At 72.0% G+C, this 15,191-nt stretch carries 15 protein-coding genes; 6 read left to right on the top strand and 9 right to left on the bottom strand.

Annotated elements, in window-relative coordinates:
• Positions 1-54: 54 nt before the first annotated feature.
• Positions 55-1,026 (bottom strand): WYL domain-containing protein, encoded by a 972-nt coding sequence (locus AB0K00_RS22830; protein WP_363523503.1) that lies wholly within the window; start codon positions 1,024-1,026, stop codon positions 55-57.
• A gap of 63 nt (positions 1,027-1,089) precedes the next feature.
• Between AB0K00_RS22830 and AB0K00_RS22835 the strand changes: the two genes are divergently transcribed.
• Positions 1,090-2,025: an ATP-binding cassette domain-containing protein gene (locus tag AB0K00_RS22835; RefSeq protein ID WP_363523504.1), complete on the top strand. Its 936-nt coding sequence runs from the start codon at positions 1,090-1,092 to the stop codon at positions 2,023-2,025.
• Positions 2,022-2,792: an ABC transporter permease gene (locus AB0K00_RS22840; protein ID WP_363523505.1), complete on the top strand. Its 771-nt coding sequence runs from the start codon at positions 2,022-2,024 to the stop codon at positions 2,790-2,792. The genes AB0K00_RS22835 and AB0K00_RS22840 overlap by 4 nt, the downstream gene beginning before the upstream one ends.
• A gap of 3 nt (positions 2,793-2,795) precedes the next feature.
• On the opposite strand, the gene AB0K00_RS22845 is transcribed toward AB0K00_RS22840, so the two are convergent.
• Genes AB0K00_RS22845 through AB0K00_RS22860 form a run of 4 tightly spaced genes read right to left on the bottom strand, consistent with a single transcriptional unit; the run spans position 2,796 to position 7,185 of the window.
• Entirely contained in the window at positions 2,796-3,614 is an 819-nt protein-coding gene (locus AB0K00_RS22845; RefSeq protein WP_363523506.1) for a pseudouridine synthase, read from the bottom strand.
• Positions 3,601-5,022 carry an SMC-Scp complex subunit ScpB gene (scpB, locus tag AB0K00_RS22850; RefSeq protein WP_363523507.1) on the bottom strand — a complete coding sequence of 474 codons (1,422 nt, stop codon included), beginning with the start codon at positions 5,020-5,022 and terminating at the stop codon, positions 3,601-3,603. The genes AB0K00_RS22845 and scpB overlap by 14 nt, the downstream gene beginning before the upstream one ends.
• Positions 5,019-6,215: a segregation/condensation protein A gene (locus AB0K00_RS22855; RefSeq protein ID WP_363523508.1), complete on the bottom strand. Its 1,197-nt coding sequence runs from the start codon at positions 6,213-6,215 to the stop codon at positions 5,019-5,021. Before AB0K00_RS22855 ends, scpB begins: the two co-directional genes overlap by 4 nt.
• A 34-nt stretch (positions 6,216-6,249) precedes the next feature.
• Entirely contained in the window at positions 6,250-7,185 is a 936-nt protein-coding gene (locus tag AB0K00_RS22860; RefSeq protein WP_363523509.1) for a ParA family protein, read from the bottom strand.
• Positions 7,186-7,354: 169 nt separating this feature from the next.
• Between AB0K00_RS22860 and AB0K00_RS22865 the strand changes: the two genes are divergently transcribed.
• The 3 genes from AB0K00_RS22865 (at position 7,355) to AB0K00_RS22875 (ending at position 10,605) form a co-directional block, all read left to right on the top strand.
• Positions 7,355-8,647 (top strand): serine/threonine-protein kinase, encoded by a 1,293-nt coding sequence (locus AB0K00_RS22865; protein ID WP_363523510.1) that lies wholly within the window; start codon positions 7,355-7,357, stop codon positions 8,645-8,647.
• Between the two features lie 103 nt (positions 8,648-8,750).
• A complete protein-coding gene (locus AB0K00_RS22870; protein ID WP_363523511.1) occupies positions 8,751-9,446 on the top strand; it encodes a SigE family RNA polymerase sigma factor in 696 nt (231 codons plus the stop codon).
• Complete coding sequence (locus AB0K00_RS22875) at positions 9,376-10,605, top strand: hypothetical protein (RefSeq protein ID WP_363523512.1); 1,230 nt, start codon at positions 9,376-9,378, stop codon at positions 10,603-10,605. The genes AB0K00_RS22870 and AB0K00_RS22875 overlap by 71 nt, the downstream gene beginning before the upstream one ends.
• Positions 10,606-10,774: 169 nt before the next feature.
• Here the strand turns inward: AB0K00_RS22875 and AB0K00_RS22880 are convergent, their stop codons facing one another.
• Both AB0K00_RS22880 and AB0K00_RS22885 read right to left on the bottom strand, forming a co-directional pair.
• Positions 10,775-10,987: a hypothetical protein gene (locus tag AB0K00_RS22880; protein WP_363523513.1), complete on the bottom strand. Its 213-nt coding sequence runs from the start codon at positions 10,985-10,987 to the stop codon at positions 10,775-10,777.
• 222 nt (positions 10,988-11,209) lie between these two features.
• Entirely contained in the window at positions 11,210-11,788 is a 579-nt protein-coding gene (locus AB0K00_RS22885; protein WP_363523514.1) for a TetR family transcriptional regulator, read from the bottom strand.
• Between the two features lie 60 nt (positions 11,789-11,848).
• Here AB0K00_RS22885 and AB0K00_RS22890 point away from each other — a divergent pair, with 60 nt between their 5' ends.
• Positions 11,849-13,030 carry an NAD(P)/FAD-dependent oxidoreductase gene (locus AB0K00_RS22890; protein ID WP_363523515.1) on the top strand — a complete coding sequence of 394 codons (1,182 nt, stop codon included), beginning with the start codon at positions 11,849-11,851 and terminating at the stop codon, positions 13,028-13,030.
• Here the strand turns inward: AB0K00_RS22890 and AB0K00_RS22895 are convergent.
• Positions 13,012-13,980 (bottom strand): site-specific tyrosine recombinase XerD, encoded by a 969-nt coding sequence (locus AB0K00_RS22895; RefSeq protein ID WP_363523547.1) that lies wholly within the window; start codon positions 13,978-13,980, stop codon positions 13,012-13,014. The genes AB0K00_RS22890 and AB0K00_RS22895 overlap by 19 nt on opposite strands.
• A 28-nt stretch (positions 13,981-14,008) precedes the next feature.
• Positions 14,009-15,124: an alanine dehydrogenase gene (ald, locus tag AB0K00_RS22900; RefSeq protein ID WP_363523516.1), complete on the bottom strand. Its 1,116-nt coding sequence runs from the start codon at positions 15,122-15,124 to the stop codon at positions 14,009-14,011.
• Positions 15,125-15,191 lie beyond the last annotated feature (67 nt).

A 15,191-nucleotide genomic window follows, 5' to 3' on the forward strand; every position in this document is an offset into this window, starting at 1 on the left:
CCTTGAGCGTGACCGGCCCCGGCAGGCGCGCCGGGGCCGGTCGCAGTCCGCCCGTCAGACTGCCGCTGCCCGCGCCATCCGGCCGGCCAGCGCCGCAGTCGCCGCCCGAAGCTCCGGCGGCCCGATCAGCTCCACCTCCACATCGAACATCCCGAACCACGCCGCGAGCCCGGTCCACGACCACGACCCCGCGCTCACCCGGCACCGGTCCGGGCCCACGACCTCGACGAGGGCCTGTCCCCTGGTCCACTCCGTGATCGCCGCCGCCGGCGCGTGCAGGATCGCCTCCCCGCGGCACGGCAGCGGGTCGTGCCCCTCGAAGCGCTCCGCCACGAACGCCGCCACGTCCGCCGCCGGCAGCGGCCTGGGCGTGAAGCGGGGACCGTTCGGCGTCCGCAGCGTCATCCGGTCGACCCGGTACGTGCGCCAGTCCGCGCGGTCCAGGTCGAAGCCGATGAGGTACCACCGGCCGCCCCACGTCACCACGTGACACGGCTCGGCCCGGCGCCGGTCACCGTTGAGCCCGGCCGTCATCTCCCGCACCCCGGCGTAGTCGAAGCGCAGCACCTCGCGCGCCCGTACCGCCTGGCCGATCGCCAGGAGCACCCCGGTGTCGACCCGGGACGGCTGCCAGCCGGCCTTCGCCACCCTGGTCACCTGCAGCGCGTCGACCCGCTGGCGCAGCCGGGCCGGCATCACCTGCCGCACCGTCGCCAGGGCCCGCAGCGCCGCCTCCTCCACGCCCTCCACCGACATGGTCGCCGTCTGCAGCGCCACCGCGACCGCGACCGCCTGGTCGTCGTCGAACAGCAGCGGCGGCAGCTCCGAGCCGGCGTCGAGCCGGTACCCGCCGTCGGGGCCGCGGGTGGCCTGCACCGGGTACCCGAGCTCGCGCAGCCGGTCGACGTCTCGCCGCACCGTGCGCGGGCTGACCTCGAGGCGCTCGGCAAGGGTCTGGCCCGGCCAGTCGCGGCGGGCCTGCAGCAGGGACAGCAGTGCCAGGAGGCGTGCCGAGGTCTCCAACATGCGTCCAGTATCGCCCGCAGTTCAGGACAGAGACTGTCCGCATCTGCTGGCAACGTCAGGGGCATGATTCAGACGAGAGCACTGACGAAGGACTTCGTCGTCAACCGGAAGACCACGGTGCACGCCGTCCGCGGCATCAGTTTGGACATCGCCCCGGGCGAGCTCGTCGCGGTGCTCGGCCCCAACGGCGCGGGCAAGACCACCACGCTGCGGATGCTCACCACGCTCATCGCGCCGACCAGCGGCTCGGCCGTGGTCGCCGGGCACGACGTGGCGACGCAGGCGGCCCAGGTACGCCGGCAGATCGGCTATGTCGGGCAGGGCAACGGCGCAGGTCACATCCACCGCGTCGCCGACGAGCTGCGCACCCAGGGCCGCATCTACGGCCTCGACCGCAGGGACGCCGCGCGGCGCACCGACGAGCTCCTCGACGCGCTCGACCTCACCGAGCTGCGCGACCGCAAGGTGTCGGACCTGTCCGGCGGCCAGCGGCGCCGCCTCGACGTGGCAATCGGCCTGGTCCACGCGCCGCGGCTGCTCTTCCTGGACGAGCCGTCGACCGGGCTCGACCCGCAGAACCGCGCGAACCTGTGGCAGCACATCCTGCGCATGCGCGAGGAGCACCGGATGACGATCGTGCTCACCACCCACTACCTCGACGAGGCCGACACCATGGCCGAGCGGGTCGTGGTCGTCGACAACGGCGAGGTGATCGCCGACGACACGGCGAGCGCGCTGAAGGCGAAGCTGGCCGGCGACAAGCTGATCCTGACCGGCGACCTGCCGTTGATCGCCAAGGCGGCGACGCAGCTCCCCGGCGCACGCGATATTTCCGAAATTTCGGACACAGTACAGCTCCGCGTCAACGACGGCCCGGCCGCGCTGCCGGAGCTGATCGCCGCGGTACCAGGTGCCGTGCGCACCGCCGAGGTCCAACGACCCACCCTCGACGACGTCTTCCTGTCCCTGACCGGCCGCAACCTCCGGGAGAACTCATGAGCACCCTCGCCCTGCGCGACGTCGGCATCGTCGCGGCCCGGGAACTGCGCCCGCTGCTGCGCTCGCCGTTCTCGCTGATCTTCGGCATGATCCAGCCCCTCGTCTTCCTGGCGCTGTTCGGGCCGCTGCTCGTCGGCTCGCTGCGCGGCCAGGAAGGCGGGCTCGGCAGCGACGTGTGGCAGTGGTTCGTGCCCGCAATCCTCGTGATGACCACCCTGTTCGGCACGTCGACCGTCGGCGCGAACCTGCTCAACGAGTTCGTCACCGGCGCACACGAACGGATGCTCGTCACGCCCCTGGCCCGGCACGCGCTGCTCGTCGGGCGCGCGCTGAAGGAGATGGTGCCCCTCGCCGGGCAGGCCCTGGTCATCGTGCTGGTCATGCTGCCGTTCGGCTTCGAGCTGCACCCCGCCGGCGCGCTGCTCGGCCTGGCGCTGCTGACCGTCTTCGGCGTCGGCCTCGGCTCGCTCAGCTACGCCCTGGCCGTCGCCGTGCGCCGCAACGACTGGATGTTCTGGGTCGTGCACCAGACGCTGCTCTTCCCGCTGATGATCCTGTCCGGCATGCTGCTGCCCCTGGAGACCGGGCCGGGCTGGATGCGGGCCGTGGCCCACTTCAACCCCCTGGCACACATGGTGACCGCGGAGCGTCTCCTGTTCGCGGGTACGGTCAGCGACCGCGCTGTGCTCTGGGGCGCGATCGCCGCGACGGCGACGGCAGCCGTCGGGCTGGCCGTCGGCATCCGGGCGATGCGCCGCAGCACCTGACGGCTACTCGCCCACCGCTTTGAACAATGCGCCGATCTCCGCCTGGGACAGGTGTCGCGTCCTGCCCGGGCGGAGATCGCCGAGCCGGATCGGGCCGATCTGCGTACGGATCAGCCGCTGCACCGGGAACCCGACCGCGTCGAACATCCGCCGCACGATGTGGTTACGCCCCTCGTGCAGGACGACCTCGACGAGCGCCACCTTGCCGTACGCGGTGACGACCTTGAACGAGTCGACCTTCGCCGGCCCGTCGTCGAGCTGAATGCCCGCCTTGAGCTCCCGGCCCATCGACCGCGGCACCGGCCCGCCGATCTCGACCTGATAGGTCTTCGCCACCTCGTACGAGGGATGCATCAGCTTGTGCGCCAGCCCGCCGTCGTTCATGAGCAGCAGCAGGCCCTCGCTCTCCAGGTCGAGGCGCCCGACGTGGAAGACCCGGGTGTTGATGTTCGGCACGTAGTCGGCGAGCGCCTCGCGGCCCTTGTCGTCGTCCATCGTGGACACCACCCCGGCGGGCTTGTTCAGCGCGAGGTAGACCATGCGGGTGTCGGTGACCAGCCGCGACCCGTTGACGTGGATGACGTCGCGGACCGCGTCGGCCTTGTCCCCGAGGGTGGCCTCCTTGCCGTTGACGGTGACCTTCCCCTCGTCGATCATCCGCTCGCAGTTGCGCCGCGACCCGAGGCCGGCGGCGGCCAGGATCTTCTGCAGCCGCTCCTCGTTGCGCGGCGGCACCGCGTCCGGCGGCGCGTCGAACGCGGAGCCCTCGAAGGCGGCCGCGGGGTCGGTCGCAGGGACAATGGACGGGTCAACGCTGGGCATCGGCGATCTCATCAATGTCGTCGGGAAGGAACGGGGCGAGCGGCGGCAGCTGATCCACGCTGTCCAGGCCGAGTTTCTCCAGGAACAGCGACGTCGTCCGGTACAGGAACGCCCCACTTTCGGGCTCACTGCCGGTCTCCTCGATCAGACCCCGCGTCACCAGCGTACGGACAACCCCGTCACAGTTGACACCGCGGATGGCCGAGATGCGCGATCTGGTTACAGGCTGCTTGTACGCGACCACAGCCAGTGTTTCGAGGGCCGCTTGGGTCAGCCGGATCTGCTGCCCGTCGAGCACGAACTTCTCCACGTACGGGGCGAACTCCGCCCGCGTGTACAGCCGCCACCCCCCGGCCACCCGCCGCAGGTCGAACCCGAGCCCGAGCGACGTGTACTGCCGGGCGATGTCCTCCAGGACCCCACGGATCCGGTCGACGGGCTGGTCGAGGACCTGCGCGAGGGTGACCTCGGTCGCCGGCTCGTCGACGATGAGCAGGATCGCCTCCACGGCACCGCGCAGCTCGGCGTCGGACATGTCCGCGGGGGGCGGCTCGGTAGGCGCCGCCGGCGTGATCGCCGAGGCGGCCGCGGGTAGGTCGAACAGCACCCCGCCGCTGGACGCCGACTCAGCGCCGACCTCGACCTCGGCCTCGACCTCGGCGTCGGTGACGGGCGAGGTGTCGGCCTCGGTGTCAGCTTCGATGTCGGCGACCGGCGCGGTGTCGACTTCGATCGGCTCGGGCACGGCGTCCGACTCAGCGTCGATGACCAGCGCGGGGCCAGCTTCGACTACCGGCTCGGCTTCAGCCTCGGGCTCGGCTGCAACCTCGGCGGCGGGTTCAGCTTCAACCTCCGGCTCCGGCTCCCGCTCGGGCTCAACTTCGGCCTCGGGCTCCGACCCGGCTTCGGGCTCAGCGTCGGCTTCAGGCTCGGGTTCGGCCTCGGGCTCGGGCTCGGGCTCAGCTTCGGGTTCGAGCTCAGCTTCGGGTTCGGCGGCAGGGTCGGCTTCAGCGGCAGGCTCGGCGGCAACGACCAGCACGGCTTCGGCGTCGGGCTCGGCATCGACCATGAGCGCGGACTCGGCCGTGTCTGGCTCCGCGCCAACTCCCGCGTCGAGGTTGGCGTCGGGGTTGGCGTCGGACTCGGGGTCGGAGTTGACCTTGGAGACTTTGACTGCCTCTGACCAGTCAAAGTCTCCAAGGTCAACACGGTCCGGCGCCGGGGCGTCCGGCGCCGCAGCATCCGATGCCGCGGTGTCCGGTGCCGGAGCGTCCTCCGGGGATGCCTGGTCATCGGCGGCGGTGGGCTCGTCGGCGGGTGCTGGAGCGGGAGGCTGGGCACGTGCCCATGGCGGCACCCAGTTCGCGGCCTCGTCGGCGAGCGACCTCGAATGGTCGTCCTGGCTCACTGGTCCACCTCGCTGTCCGCCTCGGCCCGGTCGATGCCGGCGGAACCGGCACGCTCCCGACCGACTTCCACACTCACGTCCGCCTCGTCCAGGCTCACGTCGCCATCCGAGTCCACGCCGTCCGCACCCACGTCACCAAGGCCCGCGTCACCGAGGTCCACGCCAGCGAGATCCACGCCAGCGAGGTCCGCGCCGTCGAGGTCCACGCCAGCGAGATCCACGACGGCGGGGCCAACCTCGACGAAGTCCGCATCGACGAACTCCACGTCGTCCAGGTCCGGCGTGTCCACGACACCCAACGCACCCAACGCATCCACCGCGTCCGGGGTGTCCAGCGCGTCGGCCGCGGCCGGGGGTTCCGGCGGGGCGGGCGAGCCTTCGTACTCCTCGACCTCGATCACCGCCGCCTCCGCGTCGTCCGGGCCGGTCCAGCGGACGATGAGCTCGCCGAGCGCCTGGACCTGCTCGAAGGAGACGAGGTCCTCCCGGTACAGCTCCAGCAGCGCCAGGAAGCGGGCGACGACCTCCAGGGTCGACTCGCAGTCGATGCACAGGGCGCTGAACGTGGCCTCGCGCTGCTCGATGAGCCGGTCGCGGACGATGTTGGCGTGTTCGCGGACGCTGACGCGGACCATGTGGATGTGGGCGATCGACACCAGCGGCGGATCCGCCTTCGGGGTGAACGCCCGCAGCGCCAGTTTCAGCAGCCTCGCCGGTCCGACGCCGAGGACCAGGTCGGGCAGCGCCTCGGCGTACTGCGGCTCCAGGGACACCGAGCGCGGGTAGCGGCGGGAGCCGACCGCTTCGAGGCCGGCGATGTGCGCCGCCGCTTCCTTGAACGCCTTGTACTGCAGCAGGCGCGCGAACAGCAGGTCGCGGGCCTCGAGCAGGGCCAGGTCCTCCTCGTTCTCGACGGTGGCCGACGGCAGCAGCCGGGCGGCTTTCAGGTCGAGCAGCGTGGCGGCGACGACCAGGAACTCCGACGCCTCGTCGAGGTCCCAGTCGTCGCCCATGGCGCGGATGTAGGCGATGAAGTCGTCGGTGACCGTGTGCAGCGCGACCTCGGTCACGTCAAGCTTGTGCTTGCCGATGAGCTGCAGCAGCAGGTCGAACGGGCCGGTGAAGTTGGCCAGCCGCACCTGGAAGCCTGACGGCGCCGCCGTCGCGGCGTCCACGGTGGCAGGGTCGGTCACCGGAAGACCGTAGCGCAGAAGGCCGGGAAAACCGCTACAACCGCCGCTCGGCCTGCTGGGCGATGACTTCGCGGGCCAGCTGCCGGTAGTTGCGGGCGCCGGACGAGGACGGGTCGAGGGTGGTGATCGGCGCGCCGGCGACCGTGGACTCGGGGAACTTGACGGTCTTGGTGATGACGGTCTGATACACCTTGTCGCCGAACGCCTCGACGACCCGCTGCAGCACCTGGCGGCAGTGGGTGGTGCGGCTGTCGTACATGGTGGCGAGGATGCCTTCGAGCTCGAGGTCGAAGTTGAGCCGCTCGCGGACCTTGTCGATCGTGTCGAGGAGCAGCGCGACGCCGCGCAGCGCGAAGAACTCGCACTCCAGCGGGATCATGACGCCGTGCGCGACGGTGAGCGCGTTGATCGCGAGCAGCCCGAGGGAGGGCTGGCAGTCGATCAGGATGTAGTCGTACTCCTTCAGGACCGGTCGCAGCACCCGCGCGAGGGCCATCTCCCGGGCGACCTCGGTGACCAGCTGGATCTCGGCCGCGGACAGGTCGATGTTGGCCGGCAGCAGGTGCAGGCCGGCGATGTCCGTCTTGATCCGGATGTCCTCGACGGTCACGTCCGAGTCCATCAGGATGTTGTAGATGCTCAGGTCCAGGTTGTGCGGGTTGACGCCGAGGCCGACCGACAGGGCACCCTGCGGGTCGAAGTCGACGAGCAGGACCCGCCGCCCGTACTCCGCAAGGGCAGCGCCCAGGTTGATGGTCGACGTGGTCTTGCCCACGCCGCCCTTCTGGTTGGCCATCGCGATGATCCGCGCCGGGCCGTGCCGGTCCATCGGCATCGGCTCGGGGATCGGCTTGCGCATCGTATATGCCGTCGGATCGGCCGGTCCGAGCTCCGCACCGAGGTCAAGCGATGCCTGCTCGGCGCGCATCGTGGTCGTCCACGACTCCGCCTGGTTCGCCATGCCCGTCATCGAAACTCTTCGCCCCTCCCGGCGGCTCATCTCCACCCGGGGCCGATTCGTCGTCGGCGATCTGGGGAAGCGGGACGGCCGTTGCCCGACTCTACGTCAATGCAGGGTACATACCCCACTCTGCGCGCCCGGCGTGTCGCAAGTGCCATCGTTGGGTACGGTCATCGTCGTGTTGGGACCAGGAGACGTGCTCGGCGACAGGTACCGCCTCGATGAGTTCGTCGCCAGCGGCGGCATGGGGCAGGTGTTCCGCGCCACCGACAAGACGCTCAACCGGACGGTCGCCGTGAAAGTCCTGCTGCCGGGCCTTACCAGCGACGCCGAGTTCGGCAGCCGGTTCCGGGCCGAGGCGCGGATCATGGCGTCCATCGGGCACAAGGGCGTGGTCGGCGTCTACGACTACGGCGAGACCCCCGAAGGCACGATGTTCCTGGTCATGGCATTCGTCGACGGCCGGCCGCTCGGCGAGCGGATCACTCGCGAGGGTGGACTGTCGGCCGTGGAGACCATGGCGATCGTGGCGCAGGCGGCCGACGCGCTGCACGCCGCGCACAGCAACGGCATCATCCACCGCGACGTGAAGCCCAACAACCTGCTCGTCGGCGACAACGGGGCGGTGACGCTGGTCGACTTCGGCGTGGCCCGATCCTCCAACGTGACCTCGGTCACCAAGGTCAACGCCGTGATCGGCACGGCCCTGTACATGTCGCCCGAGCAGGCGTCCGGCAAGCCGATCGCGCCGTCGACCGACATCTACGCGCTCGGCGCGGTCGCGTACCACTGCCTGACCGGCGGCCCGCCGTTCACCGGCAACTCGCCGCTCGAGATCGCGATCAAGCATCTGCAGGACGACCCGCCGCCGCTGCCGGCGGACCTGTCCGGCAGCGTCCGGGCGCTGGTCGAGCGGGCCATGGAGAAGGACCCGGCGGACCGCTTCCCGACGGCCGCCGCGCTCGCCGCCGCCGCCCGCGCCGCCCAGGACCAGACCATTCAAGATCAAGAGCAGGGTGTGGTACCGGCAATCCCCCGCCGCTCCGCGACCGCGACGGCACCACGGGCCGGGACCGTGGTCGGCGGGCCGGGACCGTCCGGGGGCAGGCCCGCGTGGATCCCGGTCGCAGTCGGCGTGGCGCTGCTCGTCATGGCCGTCGGCGTCGTCATGGCCGTCATCGCGCTGACCGGCGGCGACGACAAGAAGGACACCCCCAGCACCGTCCCGAGCGCCACGCAGTCGGCGGCGCCGGCCACCTCGGGCCCGGCACCGGGCGGCGGAGGCGCCACCCGTACCACGGCCGCACCGTCGGCAAGCGCGTCCGCGTCGGCGTCGCCCAGCACCGCGACGAGCTCCGCCGCGCCTCCACCTGCGACATCGCAGGCACCACCGCCCACGACGGCGCCACCGGTCGAACCGACGGGCGGCGCCACGACACCGCCTGTCGACACGTCGGTCCCGGCCGCGTAGCCGGTCGGCCACTTCTCGCGACGCGGGCGAAGTTTCGTCATACCCGCGTGCAACCCTTCGTCCCGGGGCTCCGTCTACCCCGCGACGAAGGGAGCCCGAACGGGTGAACGAAGACGACGAAGCGCAGTTCCGGGAGTTCGTCGCCGCACGGTTCGACGGCCTGCGCTCGCTCGCCTACCTGACGTGCGGGGACTGGCACACGGCGGAGGACGCCGTCGCCTCGTCCCTGGCGAAGCTCTACGTGCACTGGCGCCGTGTCGACACGCCCCTGGCCTATGTGCGCCGGGCGATCGTGCACGCGCTGGTCGACGAGAGCCGCCGGCCGTGGCGGCGCAAGGAGCGCTCGGCGGGCTACAGCCTGCCCGAGCTGCCCGGCCCCGACCACGCCGACCAGGTCGACGAGCGGCTCCGGATCCGCGCGGCGCTCGCCCGGATGGCCCCCGGCCAGCGCGCCGTGCTGGTCCTGCGGTACTACGAGGGGCTGAGCGTTGAGGAGACCGCCGAGGTGCTCGGCCGGCAGCCGGGCACCGTCAAGAGCCAGACCGCCCGCGGGCTCACCGCCCTCCGCGCGCTGCTCGGCGCGGAACCGCGCGACGACGACGACCCAGGCGTCCCGGGCCAGCGATCCGGCCTCGGATCGGGTGCAGGGCACGGCGCCGCCGCGAGACCGGGCCGCCACGCACGGCCCGAGAACGGCGCTCACGAGATGGAGAACAGGAGGGAAGGGCATGGATCACGACCTGCACAGTCTGCTGGCGGCGGCCAGGGACGACGCGCCGCCACCGCGACTCAGCATTGACGACATCACCGCGGCCGGCCGCCAGCTCGCCCGGCGGCGCCGCCGCACCGTCCTGCTCTCCTCCGTCGCCGGTGGCCTCGCCGCGGTGATCACCAGCGCGACCGCCGCGGTGGTCCTGCTCGCCCACCCGTCCGTCGGCCCGTCCGTCGACCCCAACGGCAACCCCGGTGTCGCCACCGCGTCCCAGTCCCCGGCCCGCCGCGCGGACTTCACGCCGGTCGGCGCGTTCGAGACCAACTACACCGGATACACCGTCGGCAGATTTGTGGTCAGCGACCCTGACCTGGTCACCGCCGGCTACCAGCAGTCGACCATCGACCTGACCCTCAACCCGCCGGCCGCCGCCGCGCCGACCGTCTCGCCGACCGCGAAACCCCCCGCCACCACCGGCGCGCCGGCGGTCTCGCGGTCCGCCCCGCCGGCCGACCGTGGCGACGCGCCGGGCGACGGCCGCCTGGTCGTCTACGGTGCCGGCGCCTTCGACCCGCGCGACTTCAGCAACGGCGAGAAGTTCCAGATCGCCGGCCGGACCGCCCTGCTGCGCTATGCCGGCGCCCCGTCGGTGCCGTCGGCCTCCACCAACAGCAAGTACGGTTGCTGCCCCGACCCGATCCTGCCCACGATCGCCTGGCAGTACCTGCCCGACAGCTGGGCGGCGATCTACTGGTCGTCGTTCGAGACCGCGCCGACCCGCGACGAGCTCATCGCGCTCGCCGAGGCCCTGCCGGCCGCCGACCCACGCCCGTTCCCGACCGGCATCTTCTTGAAGGACGTCCCGAAGGGCTACCGGCTGATCGCGGTCAGCACCCGCACCTCGGTCTACGACACGATGAACCGGTCGGTCGTGCGGCTCTCGCCGAAGCCCCTCGCCGGCCCGTTCGTCGCCCCGGTCGACTTCGACGAGCAGCCGTCGATCGTCCTGAGCCTGGGCGTCGCCGACCCGACCATGGGCAAGATGCTCACCAAGGCGTCGTGCCCGCCCGGCAGCGCCACCTGCGCCATGCTCCTCGAAGACGGCCAGTTCTACCTGCAGGTCGAGAGCGTCGGCAGCCGGTCCCTCGGTTCGCTCGAGCTGGCGCAGATCCTCAAGGCCATGGACGCCGGGCAACCCGACGACCGTTCCACCTGGCCCCCGGCGGTGTCGGTCTTCACGTTCTGATCGAAGGGGGCGGATCTGGTCGGGTGATGACCGGATCCGCCCCTTCGATCGCCGCGCCGACATGATCGAAGCGGCGGCCCGGACGGCACGGGCCCGGCGGACCGGCGCTCGTGCGGGACGGAAATGCCGAAGGGCGCCCCCTGATGGGAGCGCCCTGCCGGTGGTCAGGTTACTTGTGCCGGTTGTACATGCGGGGCGACTTGCCCTTGGCGCCCTTGCCGGCGGCGCCCTTGCCACCGCCGTGCTGCTGGATCCCGGGCGGCAGGGCCCGGTTGGCCTGAGCGCGGCGGATCGCCTCAAGCGGGTTCAGCGGCGGCGCCTCGGTCTCGGCCTCGGCGGTCTGGGCGTCCTCGGGCTGGTTATCTGCAGTAGCGGCAGGCATGGCGTCTCCTTCGCGGATGACTTTCGCGGCGACGTTGCAAACGACGTGCCGCGGATGACGAGCGGATGGCCTCGCAGGAGCATGGACAGGCGTCAGCCGCGCTGAGAACGAAGCGGGGAGAGTCCCACAACGGGGGCCGCTGGCAGACCCCTGAAGGCGGGATCGCGGCGGCACGCGCGGCGTCGGTGGGCTCAGAAACGCATGCGCCTACGGTAACACGACTCACAGGGGCCCGGTGAGGTACCGCTGCACCGTCGCACCCACGTGAGCCACGAGCAGGGCCGGGGTGGCCGCGACGATCGGCGGCAGCAGCAGGATCTGCCGGCACATGGCCAGGCCGAGCATCTGCGTCGCGACCAGCCCGGCCCGCAGCGCCGCCTCGGCCGGGTCGGCGACGACCGCCAGCACGACCGGGGCGACCTGCTCGCGGAAGATGTCCCGCAGCCGGGCGGCCACGGACTCGTCGGTGGCGGCGGAGCGCAGCAGCGTCAGCAGCGCGTCGTCGGTCGGGTCGCCCTCCCAGCGCTGGATGAAGTGCGCGACCAGCGTCTCGCCGAGCCGGTCCGGCGGGATGCGGGTCGCGTCCGGCAGCCGCAGGTCGACGTCGACGGCGGCGGCGAACAGCTGGGCCTTGTTGCCGTAATACCGCATGACCATGGACGGGTCGATGCCGGCGTCGGCGGCGATCGCCCGGATCGTGGCCCGCTGGTAGCCGTCGCCGGCGAACCTGGCCCGCGCCGCACGCAGGATCCCGGCGCGGGTGGCATCGGAGCGGCGGGCGGGCAGCTGCACGTCATTCACGCCCACAACCGTAGGCCAACAACCGTTGACACGAAAGTCAACACGTGTTGGCATAGGTCGGTGTACGACGTCATCGTGCTCGGCGCACGACCGGCCGGGGCCGCGACCGCGATGCTCCTCGCCCGGCGCGGGCGGCGCGTCCTCATGGTCGACCGGGCCCGCTTCCCGAGCGACACCCTGTCCACCCATCAGGTCCAGCCGTCGGGGATCGACCGCCTGCGCCGCTGGGGTCTGCTGGAGCGGCTCCTGGCCGCCGGCACCCCGGTCACCGACCACGTCCGCTTCGACGTGGGCGGCACGGTGCTGGCGGGCCGCTTCCCGCCCGCGGCCGGCGACCCGGACACGCCCGGGATCCTGTGCAGCCCGCGCCGGACCGTCCTGGACAAGCTCCTGGTCGACGCCGCCCGCGAGGCCGGCGCCGAGGTCCTCGAAGGCTTCCACGTCGCCGGGCTGACCAAGGAGGGCGACCGCGTCACCGGCATCCGCGGCCGCGACGGCACCGAGCACCGCGCCCCGGTCGTCGTCGGCGCCGACGGCAAGCACTCCCTGGTCGCGAGGGAGGTCGCCGCGCCGGTGCTGCGCGAGGTCCCGCCGCGGACCGTCGCCAGCTACTCCTACTGGGAGGGCGTCGACCTGCCCCGCGGCGAGCTCTACCACCGCCCCGGCCGGGCCGTCGCCGCGTTCCCCACCAACGACGGTCTCACGATGGTGTACACCGCCGCCCCGATCACGGCGTTCGACACCTGGCGCAAGGACGTCGAGGGGGCACTGCTGGCGACCGTCGACGGCTGTGGCGACCTCGGCGCGCGGGTCCGGTCCGGCCGGCGGGTCGAGCGCCTGCGCACCACCGTCGACCTGCCCAACGTGGTGCGCCGCGCGCACGGCCCAGGCTGGTTCCTCGCCGGCGACGCGGCGACCGTCATGGACCCGGTGACGGCGCAGGGCATCGGCAACGCCCTCGCCGACGCCGAGCTGCTGGCGGCAACCATCGCGGACGGCGGCGACGGCGGCACGTACCAGCGCGCACGGGACGAGGCCAGACTGCCGATGTTCGACCTCACCACCGGCCTCGCGTCGCTGCGGGCGCCGAAGGGTTTCGCGGCGCTGTTCCTGCGCGCCGTCGCCCGCCGGCAGGCCAGCACCGAACAGTTCCTCGGCGTGTTCGCGGGCACGGTGCCGGTCCGGGCGTTCCAGCGGAGACGCAACGTCGCGAGGATCCTGGTTCAGCGCGCCCGCGGGTGAGCGGTGGCGTAGACCTCGCGGAGCTTGTCGACGGTGACCAGGGTGTAGACCTGCGTGGTGGTCACCGAGGCGTGCCCGAGCAGCTCCTGCACGACCCTGATGTCGGCGCCGCCGTCGAGCAGGTGCGTGGCGAACGAGTGCCGCAGCGTGTGCGGCGACACCCCGTGCGGCCCGTCGACCGGCAGCCCCGCCCGGACCGCGGCCTTGCGCAGGATCGTCCACGCGCTCTGCCGCGACAGCGCGCCGCCGCGGGCGTTCAGGAACACGGTCGGCACGCCGGTGCCGTTCGCGACGAGCGTCGGCCGGGCGCGGACCAGGTACACGTCCATCGCGGTCCGCGCGTAGCTGCCCATCGGGACCAGGCGGGTCTTGCCGCCCTTGCCGCGCAGCAGCACCATGCCGTGCGTGCCGGTGAGGTCGAGGTCGTCGACGGCGATGCCGACAGCCTCGGAGATGCGGGCGCCGGTGCCGTACAGGAACTCCAGCAGCGCCTGGTCACGCAGCCCGAGCGGGCCGGCGTCGGCGGCGGTCGCCAGCAGCCGCGACACCTGGTCCACGTCGAGGGCCTTCGGCAGCCGCTTCGGCAGCGACGGCGGTTTCACGTCCCGGGACGGGTCCGTCGGCGCGAGGCCCTCCAGGAGCAGGAACCGGTGCAGCCCCCGTACCGCGCTCGCGGCCCGCGCCGCCGAGGACGCCGACAGCGCCGGGTGGTCCTCGTCGCCGGCCCGCAACGCCGCCACGTGCCCGGCGATGTCCCGCGCCCCGACGTCGGCGAGGTCGACGACCCCAGTGGCGGCCAGCCAGTCCACGTAGCGGTCGAGATCCCGCCGGTACGACGCCAGCGTGTTCTCGGCCAGTGCCCGCTCGACGGTCAGGTGGTCCAGGTAGACGTCGACGGACTTCCGTAACGCGGGCGTGCCGGCGGCCGCCGCGGCCCGGTCGGGGGCCACGGCGGTGTCCGCCGGGTCGCGCGTCACGTCAGGCCAGCACGTCCGCCAGCGGAAGGTGCTGCATGCCGTGCGCGTCGGCGACCGGCCCGTACGTCACGTGCCCGTCGTGCGTGTTCAGCCCGAGCGCGAGGGCCGGGTCGCGGCGCAGCGCCTCACGCCAGCCCCGGTTCGCCAGCTCCACCACGTACGGCAGGGTGACGTTCGTCAGCGCGTACGTGCTGGTGTGCGGCACCGCACCCGGCATGTTCGCGACGCAGTAGAAGATCGAGTCGTGCACCTTGTACGTCGGGTCGGCGTGCGTGGTCGGGCGGGAGTCCTCGAAGCAGCCACCCTGGTCGATCGAGATGTCGACGAGGACGCTGCCGGGCTTCATCCGCTTCACCAGGTCGTTGGTGATGAGCTTCGGCGCCTTCGCACCGGGCACGAGCACCGCACCGATGACCAGGTCGGCGTCGAGGACGGCGCGCTCGATCTCGTAGCTGTTGGACGCGACCGTCTGCAGGTGCCCCTGGTAGATGGCGTCGGCGCCGCGCAGCCGGGAGATGTTCTTGTCCAGCAGCAGCACCTCGGCCTGCATGCCCAGCGCGATCGCGGCCGCGTTGAGGCCGGACACACCGGCGCCGATGACGACGACCTTCGCGGCGTAGACACCGGACACCCCGCCGAGCAGGACGCCGCGGCCACCTCCGGCACGCATCAGGTGGTACGCGCCGACCTGCGGTGCGAGCCGCCCGGCGACCTCCGACATGGGGGCGAGCAGCGGCAGCGAGCGGTCGGCGAGCTCGACGGTCTCGTACGCGATGCCGGTGACCTTGCGGTCCACGAGGGCGTCGGTGCACGCCTTCGACGCGGCCAGGTGCAGGTAGGTGAAGAGGACCTGCCCGGCCCGCATCCGGTGGTACTCCTCGGCGATCGGCTCCTTGACCTTCAGGACCAGGTCGCCGGCGGCCCACGTGTCGTCGGCGGTCGGCAGGATCTGCGCGCCGGCCTCACGGAACTCCTGGTCCGTGATCGACGAGCCGTCGCCGGCGCCGGCCTCGATGAAGACCTCGTGCCCGTTCGCGGTGAGCTCGTGGACGCCGGCCGGGGTGATGGCCACCCGGTACTCGTGGTTCTTGACCTCGCGCGGAACTGCGACCTTCACGTTTCGTGACCCCTCTCCACCAGCGACCGTGACGCTGCGTGTACAAGCGGCAGTCTATGGCGCCCGG

The organism is Dactylosporangium sp. NPDC049525 (assembly GCF_040676755.1).
Classification (GTDB): Bacteria; Actinomycetota; Actinomycetes; order Mycobacteriales; family Micromonosporaceae; genus Dactylosporangium.